Origin of the sequence: Methylobacterium durans (assembly GCF_003173715.1) — a bacterium.
GTDB classification, from domain to species: domain Bacteria; phylum Pseudomonadota; class Alphaproteobacteria; order Rhizobiales; family Beijerinckiaceae; genus Methylobacterium; species Methylobacterium durans.
On the sequence record NZ_CP029550.1, the window covers coordinates 2,437,917 to 2,458,514 of the forward strand.

The following is a 20,598-nucleotide window of genomic DNA, read 5'->3' on the forward strand; positions in this document are numbered from 1 at the left end:
CGTGACGCCCTCCGCCGAGTCCGCCCCAAACCTCGCCGACCTGCGCGGCCTGCACCTGCCCGCGAACGCCGCCGGCGCGATCCAGGGCGAGGTCGTCGCCGCGATCATCCTCGGCTTCGCGGCCGCCCTCCTCGTCGGCGCCCTCCGGTACTGGCGCGCCCGCCGCCGCAGCACGGTGCGCCGCGCCGCCCTGCGGGACCTGCAGGCAGCGCGGGCCCTGGAGCCCGAGGCGCGCCTCGTGGCGCAGGCGAGGCTCCTGCGGCGCACCGCCCGCACCCTCGACGGAGATGCGGTGGCGGACCTGCGCGGGTCCGACTGGGCGGCCCGGCTCGACCGGATCTTCGCCACCGACTTCTTCGGCAAGGGCGCGGGCCGCGTCCTCGTCGACGGGCTCTACGGCCGCCGCGCCACGCCGGACGTCGCGGCGATCGACGCCGAGCTCGCCCGACTCCTCGCGCGGATCAGGGCCTGACGCCATGCCCGCTTGGTTCAGCGCCCTCGCCTCCGCCTTCGACCTCGCCAGCCCGCTCGCGCTGCTCCTCCTGCCGTTGCCGCTGCTGGCCGCCCGCCTGATGCCCGCCGAGACGGCCGGCGGCAGCGGCGCGCTGCGCGTTCCGGCCTCGGTCGTGGCGCAGGCGCGGGCCGGCGCCGGCATCGCCGCCCGGGGCCGCACGCGGCTCGTCCTGATCGCGATCCTCTGGACCGCCCTCGTCGTGGCTCTCGCCGGGCCCCGCCTCGTCCTGTCGGCGACCGCGCTGCCGGCATCCGGCCGCGACATCATGATCGCGATGGACTTGTCCGGCTCGATGGAACGGCGCGACTTCGACCTCGACGGGCAGACCGTGAGTCGGCTGGAGGCCGTCAAGCGCGTCGGCGCCGACTTCATCCGCCGCCGGGCCGGCGACCGGATCGGCCTCGTGATCTTCGCCAACGATTCCTACGTCGCGGCGAGCCCGAGCTTCGATACCGCCACCGTCGCGCACGCCCTGGAGGAGGCGACCATCGGCCTCGTCGGGCGCTCCACCGGAATCGGCGACGGGCTCGGCCTCGCCCTGAAGCGCCTCGCCCCCCAGGGGCCGGAGGGCGAGGCCGAGGGGCCGCGGACCGCCAAGGTCGCGATTCTGCTCTCGGACGGCACCAACAATGCGGGCCAGACCACGCCCCGCGACGTGGCGGAGCTCGCCCGCGACCTCGGGGTGAAGGTCTACACGATCGCGCTGGGACCCCGCGACCTCGCCAATGCCGAGGGCGAGCAGGACGTGGTCGATGCCGAGACCCTGCGCGACATGGCGACGATCAGCGGCGGCAGAGCCTTCCGCGTGAAGACCACGGACGACCTGATCGGGGTCGCGAACGCCATCGACGCGCTGGAGGGCGGGCGTGCCCAGGCCCCGCCCCTGCCCCTGCGGCGCGACCTCTGGCCCTGGCCGGCGGCTCTGGCCTTCCTTTGCGCCGCCGGCCTCCTGGCGACCCGGAGGGCCGCATGAGCCTCGCCGACCTCGCGATCCTGCGGCCCTGGTGGCTCGCCGCGATCCCCCTCGTCGCGCTGCTCGCGCTCCGCGCCGCGTGGCGCTCGGCGCCGCTCGGCGATTGGAACCGGGTGGTCGACCCGGCCCTGATGGCGGCGCTGGCCCGCCGCGGCGCGGTGCTCGGCGGGCGCCGGCAGGCGAACCTCGCGGCGGCCATCGCGGCCGGGATCGTCGCCCTGGCGCTGACCGGGCCGGCGGTGGAGCGAGCGGATTCCGCGACCTTCCGCAACCTCGACGCCACCGTGCTCGTGATCGACCTCTCGCGCTCGGTGGCCGAGGGCGGCGACCTCAAGGCCGTGCGGCAGGCCGCGCAGGGGATCGCCGATGCGACGGGCACCCGCTCCGTCGCGGTCGTCGTCTACGCGGGGGACGCCTACCTCGCCGCGCCGCCGACCACCGACCGCGACAGCCTCGCCACCACGCTCTTCGCCCTCGACGCCGACACGGTGCCGGACCGGGGCAGCCACCCGGAGCGGGGCCTCGCGCTCGCCCGCCGGACCCTGAGCGAGGCCGCGGTGGTTGCGGCCGACGTCGTGCTCATCACCGACGGCGACGGCATCGGCGAGGCCGCATCCCGCGAGGCGCGGGCGCTCCGCGACAGGGGCTGGCGCCTGCACGGCCTGTTCGTGCCGGCGGACAAGGCGCTGCCGCCGGGCTCGCCGAAGCCCGACCGCGCCGCCCTCGACGGCGTGGTCGGCACGGGCGGCGGCCTCGTCGCGGATGTCGGCGCGCCGGCTTCGATCCTCGACGCGGTCGGTGCCAGCACGGCGCAGCATCTCGCCGCCGGCGGCTACACCGTGCTCGCCTACGCCGACCTCGGGCGCTGGCTCCTGCTGGCCGCCCTTCTCCCCGCCCTCCTCCTGTTTCGCAGGAGCGCCTGATGCCGACCGGATCCGCCCTGCGCCCTCCCCTCCCCGCAGCGTTCCCGCGCGCCTGGCGCCGCTCGGCGCGGTTGGGCGGCCTGGCGCTTGCGGGCGCCGGCATCCTCGGCCTCACCCTCGTCTCGGAGCCTCGCACCGGGTTCGGGCGCCTGCTGATGGGGATCGGCCTGCCCGACCTCGCTGCCCGCGTGATCAGCGATCCGGCCTGGCGCGGGCCCGCGCTCTACGAGGCCGGCCGCTACGCAGAGGCCGCCGCGATCTTCCGCGAGGGCGGTCGGCGCAATTCGTACAACCTCGGCAACGCGCTCGCGCGCCAGGGTGATTTCGCGGGCGCCATCGCGGCCTACGATTCCGCCCTCCAGTTCAACCCGCGGGACGCGGACGCGCAGGCGAACCGCTCCCTCATCAACCGCCTCCTCGCCGAGGAGATCGACCGCGGCAAGGGGGGCGGCATCGCCAACGCCTCTGCGCAGTACGGCGCCCGCTACAACAACACCGCGAACCAGGACCAGAACGACGACATCCAGGCCACGTCGAGCGGCGAGGGGTTGGCCGGCAACAAGGAATCGAGTTCCAGCGCCTCGATCCCCGGCAACAGCGCGGTCTCCCGCCGCGGCAAGGCCGAGCAGCAATCGATCGAGTCCGGCGAGGGGCAGGCCCGAGGCTCGGTCGGCGACGCGGCCGGGCGCGGACGGAAAGGGGGCGGCTCGGCCATGGTCGCGGCGGCGCCCGAGCGCGAGGCCCGCCGGGTCACGAAGAGCTTCGAGGCCCACGAGATCCGGCCCGACCGGCTCTGGCTGCAGACGCTGCCGGACGATCCGGGCCGCTATCTGAAGCTGCGCCTCAAGGCCGAGCAGGCAAGGCGTATCGAGGCCGGCACCGCCATGCCGGCGGGGAGCAACCCGTGGTGAGCCGCCTATTCCTGACCCTGATGCTGCTCGGCACCCTTGCCGCCGGACCTGCCCGCGCCGAGATCGAGCCCGGGGACCTGACGCTCACCGTCACGCCGGAGCGCAACGGCAATGCGGACCCCTTCGCCCGCGAGATGGTGCTGCTGCGCATCCACGGGGTCTACAAGCAACAGATCCTGCTGGAGGAGGTGGTGCAGCCGACGCTCGCCAACTTCAGCTGGACGCAGCTCGGCCGCGACGCTTGGTCCCGCACGAAGCTTTCCGACGGGCAGAGCGCCATCGCCTTCGACCGGGTGATCGCGATCTTCCCGCACCATGCGGGCGACTTCACCCTCGACCCGTTCATCCATCGCCTCACCCTCAGCGACGCGGGCGAGCGCAAGGTGGTGGACGTCCGCTCCGGCCCGATCTCCTTGCCGGTCGCGACTTGGAAGGGCGCGGGCGGGCCGGACGCCAAGGAGCCCTGGTGGCTGCCGGCCCGCGACGTCTCGATCACTGATTCCTGGAGCCCGGACCCGGAGACGCTGAAGGTCGGCGAATCGGCGCGCCGCATCGTCACCGTCGAAGCGCAGGGCATGGTCGCCGAGGGCCTGCCGCCCCGCCCCGTCATGCGCACCCGCGGCATCCTCACCTTCGCCGGACCGGTGAACCGCGAGACGATCATCACGCCGCAGGGGCCGGTCGCCCGGGTGACCTACCAGTGGGACGTGAAGCCGGCCATCGACGAGATCATCCCCCTGAACGCCATCACCGTCCCCTGGTTCGACACGGTCTCGCGGACCATGCGGGAGGCCGAGATCCCGGCCCGCCAGATCGGCGGCGGCCTGCCCGACCGCGCGGGCGAGGCGCCTCGGGAGGTCTCCGCCTCGCCCTACGCGGTCGCGGCCTCCGGGCTCGCCGCCTTCGGCCTCGGCCTCGCGCTCCTCGGCTACGGCGTCGGCGGGACGGGACGGCTGCGCCTCGACGCCGCGAGCCGTCGGGCCCTCAGGCGGGCCGCGACGGCCGGCGACGCCACCGCCTTCCGCGCCGCTCTGGGACAGAGCCTGCAGGCCGAGCCCGAGATCGCCCGGGTCTGGCGGGGGCAGCCGGAGACGGCCGCTTCCCTCGCCGCCCTCGACCGGGCCGTCTACGCGCCGGGCGGCGCCGAGACACCCGACCTCCGCCGCCTCGCCACCCGCCTCTCCCGCCCGGTCCGGCAGCCGGGCAGCGTCCGGGAGACGGACCCGCTGAAACCCCTCGACGGGGTGCCGGACAGGCCCTGAACCCGAACGCCGCCGCGCGAAGCCCCGCCACGATTCGGCCAAGCTTGCCCGGCTCCTGGCCGCCCCGCACGCTCCGCCCCGAGGAATCGCTTGCTCATCCCGACCCGCCGCACCGCCCTCCGGGCTGGCTTCGCCGCGGCCGCGCTGGCCGCCGCGCCCCGCCCTCCCCTCGCCTCGGACGCGCTGGCTGGGGCACGGCAGAGCCTGCGGGTGATCGAGGATCGCCTCGGGGGGCGCCTCGGCGTCGCCGTGCGCGACACCAGCTCGGGCCGCGCCCTCCTCCACCGGGCCGACGCGCGCTTCCCGATGTGCAGCACCTTCAAGGTTCTCGCCGCCGCCGCGATCCTGGCTCGGGTCGATGCGGGCCGCGAGCGCTTGGAGCGGACGATGCCCTTCACGGCCGCCGACCTCGACAGCCACGCACCGGTGACCGGCGGCGCCCTGAAGGAGGCCGGCGGGGAGGCTGGGACGATGAGCCTCGCCGACCTCTGCGCGGCGGCCGTCGTCTGGAGCGACAACACGGCGGCGAACCTGATGCTGCAGGCGCTCGGCGGGCCCCCTGCCCTCACCGCGTGGCTGCGCGGGATCGGCGATCAGACGAGCCGTCTCGACCGGACGGAGCCGACCCTCAACACCGCGATTCCCGGCGACCCGCGCGACACGACGAGTCCCGCCGCGATCGCCGAGGATCTCGAGCGGCTGCTGATCGGCGACGTCCTCTCGCCCGCGAGCCGGGGGCGGCTCGAGGGCTGGATGGTCGCGGCGCGGACCGGCCTGAAGCGGCTGCGGGCCGGCTTGCCCCAGGACTGGGCGGTTGGCGACAAGACGGGCAGCGGCGACAACGCCACCGCCAATGTCGTCGCGATCCTGCGCCCGCCGGGCCGCGCGCCCCTTGTCGCCGCCATCTACCTGACGGGCTCGATAAGCACGGCGGAAGAGCGGGACGCCGCCCATGCCGAGATCGGGCGGCTCGTTGCCGTGACCTTCTGAGGAGCTTGCCCGATGTCGAAGGCCACCCGCGCGACCCAGGTCCTCGACCGCGCCGGCATCGCCTACAGCGTGCACGCCTACGCCTACGACCCGGAGGCGCCGCGCATCGGACTCCAGGCCGCTGAGGCCCTCGGGCTGTCGCCGGACCGGATCCTCAAGACGCTGATGGCGGAGGCTGATGGCAAGCCCGTCTGCGTGCTCGTAGCCTCCGACCGGGAGGTCAGCCTGAAACGGCTCGCCGCTGCCTGCGGGGCGAAATCAGCCGCGATGCTGAAGCCAGCGGAGGCCGAGCGGATCACCGGCTACCATGTCGGCGGCATAAGCCCGCTCGGCCAGAAGAGGCGCCTGCCCGTGCTGATCGACGATGCCGCCCTCTCGGCAGGCCACGACGAGATCTATCTCAACGGCGGCGGCCGCGGCCTGCAGGTGCGCCTGAGGCCGGCCGACCTCGTCGCCGTGCTGGAGGCGCGCGTCGTCCCGCTGACCTGACCGGACCGTTGACGATCCGTTTACCCTGTCGCTGTCAGGGTGACGCGTTCGACGGAGGGCGGCATGGCGGGACGGGCGAATGCGGCGGCGCGGCGCGCTTCGCTGATGCTCGGCCTGTTTCTTCTCGCCTGCCCGGGCGCCCCCGCGGCGGACCTGATCTGGGGCCCGCCTCCCTATCCCGCCGACCCGCCCGCGCCGCGCTACTTCCCGCGCGGCGACGGATCCGAGGAGGCGGTCGTGCTGGTGCGGCCCCGCCCGCGCCCCGTCGGCTGCCTGCCGCGCCGGGTGCCGGTACCGACCAACGCGCCGGACGACCCGAGCTATGTCGGTTCCGCCTACGGCCTCTCGCGCCCGAGCTACTACGGCCTGACCCCGCCCCTCGGCATCGATGATCCGTACGGCCGCCCGCTCCTGCCCTATTGCCGCTGACAGCTCTGGCGCCGGAGCGGACCGGCCCTTAAGTCGTGCCGGCCGTTCCCTGCCGGAGCCCTTCACCGTGCCCGAATCCCCGCCCCTCTCCCCGGTCTGCCGGCGCTTCACGGACCTCGCGCCGATGCGCGCGCAGGTGGCAGCGTGGCGGCAGGCCGGCGAGCGCGTCGTGCTGGTGCCGACGATGGGCGCGCTGCACGCGGGCCACCTCGCCCTGATCGCCCATGCCCGCGCGATCGGGCAGCGCGCGGTGGCGAGCATCTTCGTCAACCCGACCCAGTTCGGCCCGAACGAGGATTTCTCGCGATACCCGCGGGACGTCGAGGCCGATCTCGGGCTCCTCGCCGGGGCGGGCTGCGACGCGGCCTGGACGCCCGAGGCCGAGACCATGTACCCGGATGGCTACGCGACGCGGATCGAGGTCTCGGGCCTCAGCGAGGGCCTGTGCGGCGCCTACCGCCCGGGCCACTTCTCGGGCGTCGCGACGGTGGTGACGAAGCTCCTCAACCAAGTGCGTCCCGACATCGCACTGTTCGGCGAGAAGGATTTCCAGCAGCTCCAGGTGATCCGCCGCGCCGTGCGCGACCTCGACCTGCCCTTCGAGATCCGCGGCGTGCCGACGGTCCGCGAGGCGGACGGCCTCGCCCTCTCCTCCCGCAACCGCTACCTCTCGGCCGAGGAGCGGGCGCGGGCGCCGCGGCTCCACGGGGTCCTGACGGAGATCGCGGCAGGGGTCCGCGACGGGGGCGAGGCCGAACCGCTCCTCGCCCGCGGCCGCGCCGAACTCGAGGCCGCCGGCTTCGTGCCGGTCCAGTATCTCGCGGTCTGCGATGCCGAGACCCTGGCGCCGCTCCCCCGAGTCGAGGGTCCGGCGCGGGTTCTCGCGGCGGCCTATCTCGGCCGCACCCGGCTCATCGACAACCTGCCGGTGTGAATCAGGCGTCGGCGGCCTGCAGCGGGTGGGCGGCGAAGAAATCGAGCATGGCGCGGGAGGCGTCGGGGCCCTGGGGATCGGTGTAGCTGCCGGCCTGAGAGCCGCCCGACCACGCGTGGCCGAGGCCGCGCACCCGCCAATCCTCCACCACGACGCGGCCCGCCGCATCGGCGTAACGGGTCCGGGTGAAGGACCGCCCGTCACCGTCGACGGACCGGCTCTCGGCGCGCAGCGAACCGGCCCCCGCCTGGGCCAGCACCTGATCGGCGTTGCGCGGGCTCACCGTGCCGTCCTCGTCGCCGTGGAATACGATGGTCGGCACGCGCAGGCCCTCGCCGGGAGCCCCGAAGCCCGTCGGCGCGCTCTGGCCGGGAGCGCCGACCTGCATGGCCATGAGGGCCGAGGAGAGATCGCGCGCGCAGCCGGCGGCGAGGCCCGAATGCACGCCGACCGCGGCGTAGAGATCGGGATAGGCCTGCGCGATATTGGCCGCGGCGGCACCACCCGCCGAGAGGCCGGCGATGTAGACGCGCTTCGGATCGATCGGGAACTCGGCCAGGATCGCCCGGGTCAGGCCGGCGATGATCGCCGCCTCGCCCGCCTCGCGACCCTGGTCGCCCGGCTGGAACCAGTTCCAGCAGCGCTGACCGTTCGCCCGCGCACTCTGGGCGGGGTAGGCGACGTAGATCCCCTCGGCTCCGGCGAGGACGTTCATGTTAGTGCCGGCCGCGAAATCGTCGGGCGACTGCGTGCAGCCGTGCAGCATGACGACGAGGGCGGCGCCGGCCGCGGGCCGGCTCGGGATGAACAGCTTGTAGTCGCGGGCGCCGGCCTGGCTCGAGAACGAGCGGGCCACGAACTGACCCTCTCCGGGCGCGGGCGGCGGGGTCGGGCGACCGGTGTGCATGCCGGGCAGCGGGCCGGAGGTTAGGCCGGAAGCGAGACCCGAAGCGAGGCCCGCGCCATTGAGCCCCTTCAGCACCGGCGCGACGCCGCGCCCGAGGCCGCGCAGCACCTCGCGCAGGCGCTCCGGGATGAGCGCCGGGTGCGTGCCGTCGCCGAACATCTCGGCATCGACCCAGGGACCGGCGGAGGGTTCCTCCGCGGCAGCCTTTCCGGTGCGGGGGGTCTCAGGTCGGGGCTCCTCGCCGACCCGCTCGGCCACGAGATCGATCGTCGGCGGCTCGATGCGCTCCGCCCGGGGAGCCTGGGCCGGAGTGGGCCGCTCGCGCAGGTTGCGCTGGATCAGGGCGGTGGCCTCGTCGAGGCGGCCGGCGCCGGTCAACCGGGTGGCTTCCAGCATGTCGGCAAGACGCACCTGCATCCGGGCTGCGTGTTCGGTCATGGGCTGGCTTTCGTGGAATCGGGGATGGGCGGCGCGGGGGTCGAGCCTCGCGCCGGGCGGAAGCGCGCCTCAGCGCAGCCGGTCGGCGAGAGCGGCCTTGACGGCTGGACTCGCCTGCAGGCTGCCCAGCACTTCGAGGGAGGCGATGGTCTCGCGGGCGAGGTCGGGGGTGACGTCGGGCTCGATGCTGGCGAGGCCCAGGACGCGGATGTCGAGGGTGCGGCCGGCAGCCCGCGCCTCTTCGAGCTCGGCGCGGCGGATCGGGCGCAGCCCGAGCTCGACGCTCTTGCGGGCAACCGACTGGCGCGTGATCTCGGCGTGGCGCTCGATCTCGCGGCGGATCGCCGTGCGGATGAAGTCGCTCCGGTTGCCGTAAACTCCCTCGGCGACGAGGAGATCGATATGTCCGAGGTCGACGAAGCCGAGATTGATCGTGATCTTCTCGCTCTCGGCCGAGCGGGCGACCGGGCGTTGGCGGGGCATCAGATCGAGCATCGCTGTGAAGATTCCATCCATCGACCATCCGTGTGGATGGTATATGGGCGGTTTTTTGTGCGATGCAATGGATTATTTGTTGCGACGCAAAACACGCGTCAGGCGCTGCCCTCCTCGCCGAGGTAGTCGCGCCAGATCGCCTGGGCCCCTAGGCCGGCCAGGAAGGCCTCGTGACGCGCCTGCTCCTCCGGCGTAAGACGGGACCGCACCTTGCGTACCCCGACGGTGACCGGCTCGCCGCCCTCCTCCTCGACGGCCACCGCCTCCTTCACCTCGACCATTCCGAGGCCGAGGCTCGTCTGCTTGCCGCCGAGGAGCTCGATGTAGACCTCGGCCAGGATCTGCGCGTCGAGGAGCGCCCCGTGCTTGGTGCGCCGCGTCGTGTCGATGCCGTAGCGATTGCAGAGGGCGTCGAGATTGTTGGCCGCGCCCGGATGCTTGCGCCGGGCCATGATCAGGGTGTCGACGACCGCCTCCAGATCGATGGCGGGCGGAGCGGCGGCGCCGAAGCGCGCGAACTCGGCGTTGAGGAAGCCGACGTCGAAGGGCGCGTTGTGGATCACGAGCCGGCCGTCGCCGCAGAAGTCGCGAAACGCGTCCACGACATCGGCGAAGACCGGCTTGTCGGCGAGGAAGGCGTCGGACAGGCCATGGACCGCGAAGGCGCCCTCGGACACCGCCCGTTGCGGGTTGATGTAGCGGTGGAAGGTACGGCCGGTCTGGATGTGGTTGACGAGTTCGACGCAGCCGATCTCGATCAGCCGGTCGCCGCCCTTGGCGTCGGTGCCGGTGGTCTCGGTGTCGAGGACGATCTCGCGGAGCATGTCGGGTCCTGGGGCTATCGGCGGCAACTTGAGAGGAGCCAAGTAGTGGCTAAGCCAGAGTTAACCGGCCGCCCGCTCGCGATGGCGTGGCGGATCCGGAACTGGATGTCGGAGTTCCCGCGCCACCTCAATCCCGGATTCGATGGCGAAGCGGACGTTGTGCAGAGCTTCCTCGGGCGTCTCGCCTTCTGACATGTCGGAAAGGCGCGTCCTGAACCGCCGCCGGGCATCAACCGGCTGTGTCCCGGTCCCTTCCCACGCGCGCGACGATGCGTTCCACCGCCTCTTTCGCGTGCGCGAAGCCGTGGCTCGTGTCGATCACGAAATCGGCCCGGGCCCGCTTCTCGGCATCCGGCATCTGCTTGGCGCGGATCGCCTCGAAATCCGTCTCCGACAGGCCGGGGCGGGCCAGGACGCGGGCGCGCTGCACCTCGGGCGGCGCCGTCACCACCAGGACGGCGTCGCAGCGCGCTGCGCCGTCCGTCTCGTAGAGGAGGGGGATGTCGAGGAGGACGAGGGGCGCCTCCGCGTGGCGGCGCAGGAAGTCGGCCTCCGCCGCCCGGACGAGGGGATGCACGATGGATTCGAGCCGGGCGAGCCGGTCCGGATGCCCGATCACCGCCGCGCGCAGGGCCGCCCGGTCGACGGCGCCGTCCGGGCCGACCGTGCCCGGAAACGCCTGCCCGATCGCGGGGCCGGCAGCGCCTTCGGGCCCGTAGAGGGCGTGGACGGCGGCGTCCGCGTCGTGGACCGGTACGCCGCACTCGGCAAACATCGCGGCGGTGGCGGACTTGCCCATGCCGATCGAGCCGGTGAGGCCGAGGACGAAGGGCCGGACGCGGGGCATCTCGGCGCTCATGCCGGCCGCAGATCCGCGACGATGCGGGCGCGCAGGTCGTCGGTGACCGCCGGCCGCAGCCCGAACCACGCCTCGAAGCCCGGCACCGCCTGGTGCAGCAGCATGCCGAGCCCGTCCACCGCGGCGAGATCCCGGGCGCGGGCGGCGGCCAGGAGCGGCGTCTCCAGGGGTGCGTAGACGATGTCGGCGACCGCCGCCCGGGCGGAGAGGGGGGCGAGGTCGAGGTCGAGGGGTGGGTGCCCCGTCATGCCGAGGGAGGTCGTGTTCACGAGGAGGCCCGTCCCCGGGAGGAGACCGGGCAGGTCGTCCCAGGCGACGGATTCGGCCGCGCCGGGCGCGAGCGGGACGAGGGCGGCGGCGCGCTCCGGCGTCCGGTTGGCGATGAGGATGCGACGAAGCCCGCGCTCGGCGAGGCCGACGACGACGGCGCGGGCCGCGCCCCCGGCGCCCAGCACCAGGGCGGTGCCGCCCGTGCGTTCCGGCCAGTCGCCGCCGAGGCTCTGGTCGAGATGGGCGATGAAGCCCGGCGCGTCCGTATTGTCGCCCCGGATCCGCCCGTTCGCGCCGACGACGAGGGTGTTGACGGCGCCGATCCGCTCGGCCCGTGGCGTCAGTTCGTCAGCGAGGCGGAAGGCCGCCTCCTTGTGGGGAATGGTGACGTTGCCGCCGGCGAAGCCCGACGCGGGCAGGGCGCGCACGAAATCCGGAAAGGCGTCGGGGGTGACGTCGAGGCGCTCGTAGGAGCCGGCGATGCCGTGGACGCCCAGCCAGTGGTTGTGGATCAGCGGCGAGCGCGAATGGGCGATCGGGTGGCCGACGACGAAGGCCTTCTTCATGCGGGACCGTGGATCTCGGGTTGGAGCGGGGGGCGTATCACACGGCGCAATCCTGCGCGATCAGGCAGGGCGGACCGCCCGCCTCCTCGATCTGCAGGGTGGCGTGGGCGATGCCGAAGCGGGCGTGCAACTCCCCCGCGACCTCCCGGAGGAAGCCGTTGCCAGGGTGCCCCTCTACCATCACAAGATGTGCGGTCAGCGCCACCTCGGTCGTGCTCATCGGCCAGATGTGGAGGTCGTGCAGGTCGGCGACGCCGGCCTGCCCGCGCAGGTAGTCCCGCACCCGCTCCGGCTCGATGCCGGGGGGCACCGCCGACAGCGCCATGGCGACGCTCTCGGTGAGCAGGCCCCAGGAGGCCCAGACGATCAGCCCGGCGATGCCGAGGCTGACGAGGGGGTCGATCCAGTCGAGGCCGGTGAGCCAGATCAGGAGGCCGGCCGCGACGACGCCGGCCGAGACTGCGGCGTCGGCGGCCATGTGCAGGAAGGCGCCGCGGATGTTGATGTCGCCCTTGGCCCCCGCGGCGAACAGCCAGGCCGTGCACCCGTTCACCAGGATGCCGATCCCGGCCACCACCATCACGGTCAGCCCCGCCACGGGCTCGGGGTGGACGAGGCGGGTGAGCGCCTCCCACAGGATCGCCCCGGTGGCGACGAGCAGGAAGACGGCGTTGAACAGGGCGGCCAGGATCGAGGAGCCGCGCAACCCGTAGGTGTAGCGCGCGCTGGCCCGGCGCCGGACCAGCACGGAGGCGACCCAGGCGACGAGGAGGCCGAGAACGTCCGACAGGTTGTGCCCCGCATCGGCCACCAGGGACATGGCGTTGGCGGCGAAGCCGTAGCCCGCCTCGACGACGACGAAGGCCGCGTTCAGGCCGATGCCGATGGCGAAGGCCCGCCCGAAATCCTTCGGCGCGTGGACGTGACCGTGGCCGTGCCCATGCTTGTGGTTGTGATGATCGCGATCATGGTCGTGGCCCGAGGGATCATGATCGTGCGCCGCCCCGCGTAGATCGCGATCATGGCCGGAGGGGCCGGGTTCGTGTGCGTGTCCGGTCACGTCCGGGATCCTCGAAGCAGGCTCACAGGCGCAGGCACCCGCGCTCGCGCAGGCGGGCGAGGAGGGGCAGGAGCGGCAGGCCGAGGATCGTGCTGTGGTCGCCCGCGATCTCGGAGAACAGGTGGATGCCGAGCCCCTCGAGTTGGTAGGCGCCGACGCTCGCGGTCACGCGCTCCGCGCCGGCCAGCTCCACATAGGCCGCGATCGCCGCGGCATCGAGGGGCGCAGCGTCAGCCGCGCCGTCTCGACGAAGCTCTCGGCGACGCGGCTCCCAACGCCGATCGCCACCGCGGCATGGAGGGCGTGGCTGCGGCCGGCGAGGCGGCCGAGCTGGGCGTGGGCGCCCGCAGGATCGGCGGGCTTGTGGAAGACCTCGCCGTCGAGGTCCAGCACCTGATCGGCGCCGACGACGATCCGGTCCGGGTGCCGGGCGGCGACGGCAGCGCATTTCGCCTCGGCGAGGCGCCGCGCGAGCGCGGCCGGCGCGAGGCCGGCGGCCTCCCGCTCGACGGCGCGCTCGTCGACGCCGGGCCGCTCCGTCTCGACGGGAAGCGCCGCGCTCTCCAGGAGGAGGCGGCGCGTCGCGCTGGTCGAGGCGAGGAGGAGAGGGGCGGGGAGGGCCCAGGCGGTGGGAGCGTGATCCATCCCCTGACCTGTCACCGATCGGGCCGGCCCCCGCAAGGCTCGGGCGGTCAGGCCGCCCGCTGCGGCGTGGAATCGGTCTCCAGCGCCGCCGCGAGGGCTTGGCGCGCGGCCTCGATGTCGGCCTCGGTGCCGCTCGCCTGCGCGACGAGGAGCCGGTTGTAGACCGCGAGCCAGGCGGCGTTGGAGCGGATCAGCGGCAGGCGCTCCCGCTCGACCGCGCGGCGGGCCTCGGTGACGTCGCGGAGCGCGGCGGGAAAGCCGCCGCAGCCGTGGGTCGGGACCGCCTGCCGGAAGGCGAGGGCGCCGTGGGAGATCGCGTCGTTCAGGCTCGGGCTCATCGTCTGAGGCTCCTGCTCGTGTCGGGCCGGACCCGTGTTCGGGAGCGAATATGGCCGCGCCGTGACTGATTCCGTCGGCGGCCGGCGCCAGGGATACTGATGTGCGGACCCGCACGACAACATCATTTGAGACCGGCCTTCGGGGTTGCGGCACCCGCGATCGAGCCCCGCGCGTCGGCGCGGAGCCCCGCCCCTCCCGCCCGGGAGAGGTCGCATGCGTGGCGGCGCAGCGGGTGAGGGGTGCGACCTCTCCGGAAGCCTTGCACCCCTCACCCTGTCCCTCTCCCGAACGGGAGAGGGGACCCGCGCCTCCCACCTTTCCCGTTCGGGAGAGGTCGCGTGCGCGTCAGCGCACCGGGTGAGGGATCAGGTCTTTCCGGAAAGGTCGCATCCCTCGCCCCAACCCTCTCCCGAACGCGAGAGGGGGTGCGGCGCGCCTCCCCTCAGCTCGCGATGAAGCGCAGGCGGTGCTCGCGGTAGAGGTCAAGGATCGCGGCCGCGGTCTCCTCGATGGAGCGGCGGGTGACGTCGATCGTCGGCCAGCGGTGCTTGGCGCAGAGCCGGCGGGAGGTCGCGACCTCGTCGGCCACGGCGTCGCGGTCGACGTAGAGGGAGGAATCGTCGGCCTTCAGGCTGAGGAGCCGGTTCTGGCGGATCTGCACGATGCGCTCGGGACTGGCGATGAGGCCGACCACGAGGGGCCGCTTCACCTGCTCCAGCGCCGGCGGCAGCGGCATGCCGGGGACGAGAGGGATGTTGGTGGTCTTCAGCCCGCGATTGGCGAGGTAGATCGAGGTCGGCGTCTTCGAGGTGCGGCTCACCCCGATCAGCACGACGTCGGCTTCCTCCAGGTTCTCCGGCAGGTTGCCGTCGTCGTGGGCAAGCGTGAAGTTCATCGCGTCGATGCGCTTGAAATACTCCGCGTTCAGCATGTGCTGGGCGCCGGGCCGGGCCGTCGTCTGGGCCCCGAGATAGGATTGCAGCAGGGCGTGGACCGGCTGCAGCACGGAGAGGCAGGGCGAGCCCGTCTCGCGGCAGGCGGCCTCCAGCCGGTCGACGAGTTCGTGCGCGACCAGGGTGAAGAGGACGAGGCCCGGCGCCGCCTCGATCTCGGAGATGACCCGCTCCAGCTGCGGGCCGGAGCGCACGAGCGGGTAGACGTGCTCGATCGCCGAGACGCCCTCGTACTGGGCGGCGGCCGCGCGCCCGACATTGATCAGCGTCTCGCCGGTCGAGTCCGAGACGAGGTGAAGGTGAAAGTAGCTGCGGCTCATCCGGTCCCGGTCTCCTCCGGGCGAGGAGGCTGGAATCGGGCCTTGTCCACCGCGCGCCGTCAGGGAGTCGATGAGTGTGGATAAGGCGGCCCGCCGCCACGGTCCAGCGCGAGCCGCCCCGGAACCGTCGACTCCGCCGTCAACACAGCGTCATGAGGGCGCGCGGAATCGGGCCCGATGGGAGAATCCGGGACATCCGTCGGCAGCAAGGCCCGCCCCGCGATCCAAGCCGCTGGCGAGACTGCCCTATCGCAGACATTGGACCCAATCTGTTAAAGCTCCCTTAACGCCGTGGCGGCGGGGACGGCCTGTGGACGCGGTTGCGATCCCGCGATCCAGCCTCCAAGAGAAAAAACAGAGTCCTAGAATCTCTCTTCTCTGAAGAGAGCCGGGGTGGGGACGGACAGGTCGCGGTCGAGCGACCGGCCTCCCCAAGGGGTTTTCGGAACGGACAGCGCCTCCCGCGGATCGACGCGGAGAGGGATGCGGGGGAGACGGCATGGCCGAGGTGAACCAGGTGGACCGCAAGGTCCTGCGCGTGCTCTCGGGCGAGGCGCTCTCGCCGCCGCCGGCCTGGATGATGCGCCAGGCCGGTCGCTACCTGCCGGAATATCGCGCGACGCGGGCGCAGGCCGGCTCCTTCCTCGACCTCTGCTACAGCCCGGATTTCGCCGTCGAGGTGACCCTGCAGCCGATCCGCCGCTTCGGCTTCGAGGCGTCGATCCTGTTCTCGGACATCCTCGTCGTGCCCCACGCGCTCGGCCAGGACGTGCGCTTCGTGGAAGGGGAGGGGCCGCGGCTCGATCCCTTGCACGGGCGGGCGGAGTTCGAGCGGCTGCGGGCGGCCGAGGACCCGGCCGTGTTCGACCATCTCGCCCCCGTCTTCGAGACCGTGGCGCGCCTGCGCCGCGAACTGCCCGCCGAGACCACGCTGCTCGGCTTCTGCGGCGCGCCCTGGACGGTGGCGAGCTACATGATCGGTGGGCGCGGCACGCCGGACCTCGCCCCCGCCCGGGCGCTCGCGAAGGCCGACCCCGCCCTCCTCAACGCGCTGATCGACCGGCTGGTCGCCGTGCAGACGGAGTACCTCGTGCGCCAGCTCCGGGCCGGCGCCGACGCCGTGCAGATCTTCGAATCGCATGCCGGCACCCTGCCGGAGGCGGGCTCGGACGGGGCGGACCCGCTCGCTCGCTGGTCGTTCCGGCCGATATCCCGGATGATCGAGGGGATCCGCGCCGAGGTGCCCGGCGCCAGGATCATCGTCTTCGCCCGCGGCTCGGGCCTCGACGGCCATGCCCGCGTCGTCCCGGAGACGGGCGCCGACGCCGTCGGCGTCGATTGGGCGGTCGACCTCGCGGAACTGCGCCGGCGCCTGCCGGCGAGCACCGTGACGCAGGGAAACCTGCATCCGGACATCCTGATCGAGGGCGGGGAGGCGCTCGACGAAGCGGTCGACGCGGTGCTCGAAGCGACGCGGGGCCTGCCGCACATCTTCAACCTCGGCCACGGCATCACGCCGCAGACGCCCGTCGCCCATGTGGAGCGGATGCTCGCCCGGCTGCGGGGCGCCTGAGCCGATGCTCTACGCCTGGATCAAGGCCGGCCACGTCATCGCGCTGATCGCCTGGATGGCGGCGATGCTCTACCTGCCCCGGCTCTTCGTCTACCACGCCGCGTTGCCGCCGGGCTCGGGCGCGCAATCCGAGACCTTCAAGGTGATGGAGCGCCGCCTCCTCAAGGCGATCATGACGCCCGCCATGATCGCGACCTGGATCTTCGGCCTGAGCCTCGCCTGGATGAGCGGCCTCTACGCCGCGGGCTGGCTGCAGGCGAAGTTCCTGCTCGTCCTCGCGATGTCGGGCATGCACGGCTGGTTCGCCCGCATGGTCAAGGACTTCGCCGCCGACCGGAACCGGCGGGACCACCGCTTCTACCGGATCGTCAACGAGGTCCCGACGCTCCTGATGATCGCGATCGTGATCCTGGCGGTGGTGAAACCGAGCTTCGGATGGTGAACACTCGACGGGATGCGGCCGGGAACCCGTGACGACGGGATCTCGCCCGCGCCCCGAGAGGAGACCCGCCATGCTCCGCGTTCCGGCCGCCGCCCTGGTCCTCCTCCTCGCCGCGGGGCCCGCCCGCGCGGCGAGCTTCCCCTGCGAGGGCGTGCAGGCCGCCGACGAGAAGGCGGTCTGCGCCGACCGGGCGCTCAACGACCTCGACGTCGAGATGGCGGTGCGCTTCGCGATCCTGAAGGAGCTCCTGCCGATGGGCGGGCGCGGCAAGCTGCGGGACGACCAGGAGACCTGGCTCACCGAACGCCGCGCCTGCGGGGCCGATGCCGCCTGCCTGCGGGAGGCCTATGCAGGCCGGCTGAAGACCCTGCGGGCGGTCTTCTCGGAATTCGCCAAGCAGGGGCCGTGAGCGAGCGTCGCCTGACGGTTCCGGTGGCTGGACGAACATAGCTTGAAGGCTATATATGAGCTGGGATGTCGCCTTCGGGGACGCATTCGATGCGGAGTTCGAAGCGTTGCCGCGACCGGTGCAGGATGAATTGCTGGCATCGGCCAAGCTCCTCGCCGCGTTCGGCCCGCAGCTCGGGCGTCCGCACGTCGACACGCTGAACGGGTCCTCCTTCGCGAACATGAAGAAGCTGCGCTTCTCCGCAGACGACGGGGTCTGGCGCGTGGCCTTCGCGTTCGATCCGCGGCGGAAGGCGATCCTGCTCGTCGCCGGCGACAAGGCGGGACTCGGCGAGCAGCGGTTCTACAAGACCCTGATCGCCAAGGCCGATGGGCGCTATCGGGCCCATCTCGACGGCTTAGCGGACGCGAAGGGAGACGGCGATGGGCCGCAATCTCGATGACGTGATCGCCGCGCTGCCGGAGGAGCGGCGCGACGCCGTCGAAGCCCGGTTTCAGCGCTTGAAGGACGAGGTCGAGAGCCTCGGCGAGCTGCGCCGCTTGGCCGGACGGGCGCAGGCCGAGATCGCGTCGGCGCTCCAGATCAAGCAGCCCTCCGTCTCCAAGATCGAGAAGCAGGCCGACATGTATCTGTCGACCCTTCGGAGCTACGTGGAGGCGGTCGGCGGGCAACTCGAACTGATCGTGCGTCTTCCCGCGCATGCGCCGGTCCGCCTCGAAACTCTCGGGGACATGACGGCGGCGAAGGCGAGAGCAGGAAGCGGCGCGAAGGCTACGGGGCGTCGTCCCCGCGCGAAGGCCAAGCCCGAGGGCCGGTAGCCGTCACCTTCACAACCGCGCCAGCAGGCGCTCCGCGAGCGGGTTCTCGGCCGCGAAGGCGTAGTCGATGCGGCGCACCGTGACCGAGCGGGCGCCGGCCTGGACCAGGGCGTCGGAGAGGGCGAAGACCGCGTCGGCCGGGCAGCGCAGCACGATCTCGCCGTCCGGGCCCCGCGGGGCGCCGTAGGGCAATTCCGCCTCGTGGAGGCCGGCGATCGTCGCGAGGTCGATGGCGCCGCTCTCCGGCAGGCCCGCCCGCACCTCGCGGGTGGTGCGGGCGCGCTCCTCGGCAGCGATGCGGCCGAGCACGGCGCGCAAAGCCGTCCGCTGGCTCTCGCCCCAGGCCGCCCGCAGGGAGGCGACGAGGTTCGCCTCGGAACGCAGGATGATCCCGTCGTCGAGGATCTTCAGGGCGTTGGCCTGGAGCGTCGCCCCCGTCGTCGTGATGTCCACGACGATCTCGGCCGAGCCCGCTGCGGGCGCGCCCTCGGTGGCGCCGAGGCTCTCGACGATGCGGTAATCGGCGACGCCCTTCTCGGCGAAGAAGCGGCGCGTCAGGTTCACGTATTTCGTGGCGATGCGCAGCCGCCTTCCGTGATGGGCCCGCATCTCGGCGGCCACCTCGTCGAGGTCACCCATGGCGCGGACGTCGATCCAGGCCTGAGGCACCGCCACCACCACCGTCGCCTGGCCGAAGCCGAGCGGCGTCAGGAGCTCGACCCGGCCGCGAGCGTCCGGCAGGGTCTCGCGGATCAGGTCCTCGCCGGTGATGCCGAGATGGGCGGCCCCGCTCGCGAGCTGGCCCGCGATCTCGGAGGCCGAGAGGTAGCGCACCTCGACGCCGGGCACGCCGACGAGCTTGCCGCGGTAATCCCGCGCGCCGGCCCCCTGCGCGAGCTTCAGGCCGGCCCGGGCGAAGAAGGCGGCGGCGTTCTCCTGCAGCCGGCCCTTCGAGGGCACGGCGAGGACGAGGGCCCCATCGGTCTCAGGCATCGGGCGTCTCGCTGGAAGAGGCGTTGCGGGCGGCGCGGTCGAGCCAGAAGGCGCAGCCGACGGCCGGGAGCGGCGCCGGGCTGCCGAGATGGCTGAGGAGGCCGTCGTAGCGGCCGCCGCCGACGAGGACGGGCCCGGGCCGTTCGCCCCCGGCGGGCGCCGTCACCTCGAAGATGAAGCCCGTATAATAGTCGAGGTTGCGGGCGAAGCTTCCCGCGAAGCGGAAGCGCTCGACCGGCAGGCCGCGGGCCGCCATGAAGCCGGTGCGCTCCTCGAACAGGGCGAGCGCGCCCGCGAAGGGCGCGTGGCGCAGGAGCCCGGCCTCGTCGGCGAGCGCCCGCAGGTCGCGCGCCGCCGCGTCCGGATCGCCCGAGATCGCCCGGTAGCGCTCGATGACCGCGCGGTTCTCGGCGTTGAGGCCGGCCCCGCCATTGGCCTGCGCGGCGGCCTTGGCGAGGAAGCGCTCGGCGATCTCGCCGGCGCTGCGCCCGCCCACCGCCGAGATGCCGGCGATCGAGAGCACGTCCTCCACGAAGGCCCGCACGCCCTTCGGATCCTGGCCCTGGATGGTGGCGAGGAGCCCCGCGTGCCGGTCCTCGCTCTGGGCCGTGTTCATCACCCCGTCGAGGCCGCGGCCGGCGGCGAGCGCGCGCAGCGTGCGGCGCTTGGCGGCCGGCGGCACGCCGAGCCCGTCGAGGAGCGCCACGGTGAGCCCCATGTCGCCGAGCCGGACCTCCGCGTCCGGGCGGCCGAGCAGCGCCAGACCTTCGAGGGCGAGGCCGAGCACCTCGGCGTCGGCGGCCGGCGTGTCGGTCCGCCCGATCGACTCGATGCCGGCCTGCAGGAACTCGTCGGGCTCCCGTCCGCCCAGGCGGAAGACGGGGCCGAGATAGCTGTAATCGGCGGCCTGCCCGTCCGCGAGCGCCCGGTGCAGGCGGCAGACGGGAATCGTGAATTCGGGCCGCAGGCAGAGTTCCGCGCCCGCCTCGTCCTGGGTAACGAAGATGCGGCGGCGGATGTCCTCGCCGGAGAGTTCGAGGAAGGGCTCGACGGGCTGGAGCACCGGCGGCGTCACCGCGCGGTAGCCCGCCGCGGCGAGATGCGCCGAGAGCCGCGCCTGCGCCTCGTGGGTGCCCGCCGGGCCGCCTGCCTCCGCTCGCATCATGATGGTAACCCGCTCGCTGTCGACCGGCTCTCTAGCAACCGGGGCCGAACTTGGCGACACTTAGCGACGCTTGGCGACGCTTGGCGACCGCAACCGC

Annotated in this window: 25 protein-coding genes and 1 pseudogene; 15 read left to right on the forward strand and 11 right to left on the reverse strand. The window is 73.1% G+C overall.

Features of this window, described 5'->3' with window-relative positions:
• Position 1: 1 nt before the first annotated feature.
• The 9 genes from DK389_RS11105 (at position 2) to panC (ending at position 7,425) form a co-directional block, all read left to right on the forward strand.
• On the forward strand, positions 2-472 hold the full coding sequence (locus DK389_RS11105) for a DUF4381 domain-containing protein (RefSeq protein WP_109889573.1): 471 nt from the start codon (positions 2-4) through the stop codon (positions 470-472).
• A 4-nt stretch (positions 473-476) separates the two neighbouring features.
• Positions 477-1,487 (forward strand): VWA domain-containing protein, encoded by a 1,011-nt coding sequence (locus DK389_RS11110; RefSeq protein WP_109889575.1) that lies wholly within the window; start codon positions 477-479, stop codon positions 1,485-1,487.
• The gene (locus DK389_RS11115) at positions 1,484-2,410 is read left to right on the forward strand and encodes a VWA domain-containing protein (protein WP_109889577.1); all 927 of its coding nucleotides are present in this window, start codon (positions 1,484-1,486) and stop codon (positions 2,408-2,410) included. Before DK389_RS11110 ends, DK389_RS11115 begins: the two co-directional genes overlap by 4 nt.
• Positions 2,410-3,321 carry a tetratricopeptide repeat protein gene (locus DK389_RS11120; protein WP_109889579.1) on the forward strand — a complete coding sequence of 304 codons (912 nt, stop codon included), beginning with the start codon at positions 2,410-2,412 and terminating at the stop codon, positions 3,319-3,321. The genes DK389_RS11115 and DK389_RS11120 overlap by 1 nt, the downstream gene beginning before the upstream one ends.
• Before the next feature lie 20 nt (positions 3,322-3,341).
• The gene (locus DK389_RS11125) at positions 3,342-4,583 is read left to right on the forward strand and encodes a BatD family protein (protein ID WP_109896289.1); all 1,242 of its coding nucleotides are present in this window, start codon (positions 3,342-3,344) and stop codon (positions 4,581-4,583) included.
• Positions 4,584-4,673: 90 nt separating this feature from the next.
• Positions 4,674-5,573 carry a class A beta-lactamase gene (gene bla / locus DK389_RS11130; protein WP_335645541.1) on the forward strand — a complete coding sequence of 300 codons (900 nt, stop codon included), beginning with the start codon at positions 4,674-4,676 and terminating at the stop codon, positions 5,571-5,573.
• Between the two features lie 12 nt (positions 5,574-5,585).
• Positions 5,586-6,062, forward strand: coding sequence for a Cys-tRNA(Pro) deacylase (gene ybaK, locus DK389_RS11135; protein ID WP_109889581.1), 477 nt, complete (start codon positions 5,586-5,588; stop codon positions 6,060-6,062).
• A gap of 63 nt (positions 6,063-6,125) precedes the next feature.
• A complete protein-coding gene (locus DK389_RS11140) occupies positions 6,126-6,491 on the forward strand; it encodes a hypothetical protein (RefSeq protein WP_109889583.1) in 366 nt (121 codons plus the stop codon).
• Positions 6,492-6,615: 124 nt separating this feature from the next.
• On the forward strand, positions 6,616-7,425 hold the full coding sequence (panC, locus tag DK389_RS11145) for a pantoate--beta-alanine ligase (protein ID WP_236960954.1): 810 nt from the start codon (positions 6,616-6,618) through the stop codon (positions 7,423-7,425).
• Position 7,426: 1 nt separating this feature from the next.
• Here the strand turns inward: panC and DK389_RS11150 are convergent, their stop codons facing one another.
• The 3 genes from DK389_RS11150 to dnaQ all read right to left on the reverse strand — a co-directional run bounded on the left by DK389_RS11150 (position 7,427) and on the right by dnaQ (position 10,089).
• Positions 7,427-8,770: an extracellular catalytic domain type 1 short-chain-length polyhydroxyalkanoate depolymerase gene (locus DK389_RS11150; RefSeq protein ID WP_109889587.1), complete on the reverse strand. Its 1,344-nt coding sequence runs from the start codon at positions 8,768-8,770 to the stop codon at positions 7,427-7,429.
• Between the two features lie 69 nt (positions 8,771-8,839).
• Entirely contained in the window at positions 8,840-9,265 is a 426-nt protein-coding gene (locus tag DK389_RS11155) for a CopG family transcriptional regulator (RefSeq protein WP_109896291.1), read from the reverse strand.
• A gap of 98 nt (positions 9,266-9,363) precedes the next feature.
• Complete coding sequence (gene dnaQ / locus DK389_RS11160; RefSeq protein ID WP_109889589.1) at positions 9,364-10,089, reverse strand: DNA polymerase III subunit epsilon; 726 nt, start codon at positions 10,087-10,089, stop codon at positions 9,364-9,366.
• A 45-nt stretch (positions 10,090-10,134) separates the two neighbouring features.
• Between dnaQ and DK389_RS32290 the strand changes: the two genes are divergently transcribed.
• Entirely contained in the window at positions 10,135-10,281 is a 147-nt protein-coding gene (locus DK389_RS32290) for a hypothetical protein (protein ID WP_162560607.1), read from the forward strand.
• A 37-nt stretch (positions 10,282-10,318) separates the two neighbouring features.
• Here DK389_RS32290 and coaE read toward each other — a convergent pair whose 3' ends face one another.
• The 6 genes and pseudogenes from coaE to DK389_RS11190 all read right to left on the reverse strand — a co-directional run bounded on the left by coaE (position 10,319) and on the right by DK389_RS11190 (position 15,101).
• On the reverse strand, positions 10,319-10,948 hold the full coding sequence (coaE, locus tag DK389_RS11165) for a dephospho-CoA kinase (RefSeq protein ID WP_109889591.1): 630 nt from the start codon (positions 10,946-10,948) through the stop codon (positions 10,319-10,321).
• Positions 10,945-11,784 (reverse strand): shikimate dehydrogenase, encoded by an 840-nt coding sequence (locus DK389_RS11170; RefSeq protein ID WP_109889593.1) that lies wholly within the window; start codon positions 11,782-11,784, stop codon positions 10,945-10,947. Before DK389_RS11170 ends, coaE begins: the two co-directional genes overlap by 4 nt.
• A gap of 37 nt (positions 11,785-11,821) precedes the next feature.
• Positions 11,822-12,844 carry a cation diffusion facilitator family transporter gene (locus tag DK389_RS11175; protein ID WP_109889595.1) on the reverse strand — a complete coding sequence of 341 codons (1,023 nt, stop codon included), beginning with the start codon at positions 12,842-12,844 and terminating at the stop codon, positions 11,822-11,824.
• Between the two features lie 22 nt (positions 12,845-12,866).
• Positions 12,867-13,489: pseudogene (locus DK389_RS11180) on the reverse strand (Maf family protein).
• A gap of 47 nt (positions 13,490-13,536) precedes the next feature.
• Entirely contained in the window at positions 13,537-13,827 is a 291-nt protein-coding gene (locus tag DK389_RS11185) for a hypothetical protein (RefSeq protein WP_109889597.1), read from the reverse strand.
• 443 nt (positions 13,828-14,270) lie between these two features.
• Positions 14,271-15,101: a pyruvate, water dikinase regulatory protein gene (locus DK389_RS11190; RefSeq protein WP_109889599.1), complete on the reverse strand. Its 831-nt coding sequence runs from the start codon at positions 15,099-15,101 to the stop codon at positions 14,271-14,273.
• Between the two features lie 499 nt (positions 15,102-15,600).
• Between DK389_RS11190 and hemE the strand changes: the two genes are divergently transcribed.
• The 5 genes from hemE (at position 15,601) to DK389_RS11215 (ending at position 18,343) form a co-directional block, all read left to right on the forward strand.
• Positions 15,601-16,674, forward strand: coding sequence for a uroporphyrinogen decarboxylase (gene hemE, locus DK389_RS11195; protein ID WP_109889601.1), 1,074 nt, complete (start codon positions 15,601-15,603; stop codon positions 16,672-16,674).
• 4 nt (positions 16,675-16,678) lie between these two features.
• The gene (gene hemJ, locus DK389_RS11200; protein WP_109889602.1) at positions 16,679-17,116 is read left to right on the forward strand and encodes a protoporphyrinogen oxidase HemJ; all 438 of its coding nucleotides are present in this window, start codon (positions 16,679-16,681) and stop codon (positions 17,114-17,116) included.
• A gap of 70 nt (positions 17,117-17,186) precedes the next feature.
• The gene (locus tag DK389_RS11205) at positions 17,187-17,525 is read left to right on the forward strand and encodes a lysozyme inhibitor LprI family protein (protein ID WP_109889604.1); all 339 of its coding nucleotides are present in this window, start codon (positions 17,187-17,189) and stop codon (positions 17,523-17,525) included.
• 55 nt (positions 17,526-17,580) lie between these two features.
• Complete coding sequence (locus tag DK389_RS11210; RefSeq protein WP_109889606.1) at positions 17,581-17,967, forward strand: type II toxin-antitoxin system RelE/ParE family toxin; 387 nt, start codon at positions 17,581-17,583, stop codon at positions 17,965-17,967.
• Entirely contained in the window at positions 17,948-18,343 is a 396-nt protein-coding gene (locus DK389_RS11215; RefSeq protein ID WP_109889608.1) for an XRE family transcriptional regulator, read from the forward strand. The genes DK389_RS11210 and DK389_RS11215 overlap by 20 nt, the downstream gene beginning before the upstream one ends.
• Positions 18,344-18,352: 9 nt before the next feature.
• Here the strand turns inward: DK389_RS11215 and hisG are convergent, their stop codons facing one another.
• A complete protein-coding gene (hisG, locus tag DK389_RS11220) occupies positions 18,353-19,336 on the reverse strand; it encodes an ATP phosphoribosyltransferase (protein WP_109889609.1) in 984 nt (327 codons plus the stop codon).
• Positions 19,329-20,501: an ATP phosphoribosyltransferase regulatory subunit gene (locus DK389_RS11225; RefSeq protein ID WP_109889611.1), complete on the reverse strand. Its 1,173-nt coding sequence runs from the start codon at positions 20,499-20,501 to the stop codon at positions 19,329-19,331. Before DK389_RS11225 ends, hisG begins: the two co-directional genes overlap by 8 nt.
• Positions 20,502-20,598: the final 97 nt, after the last annotated feature.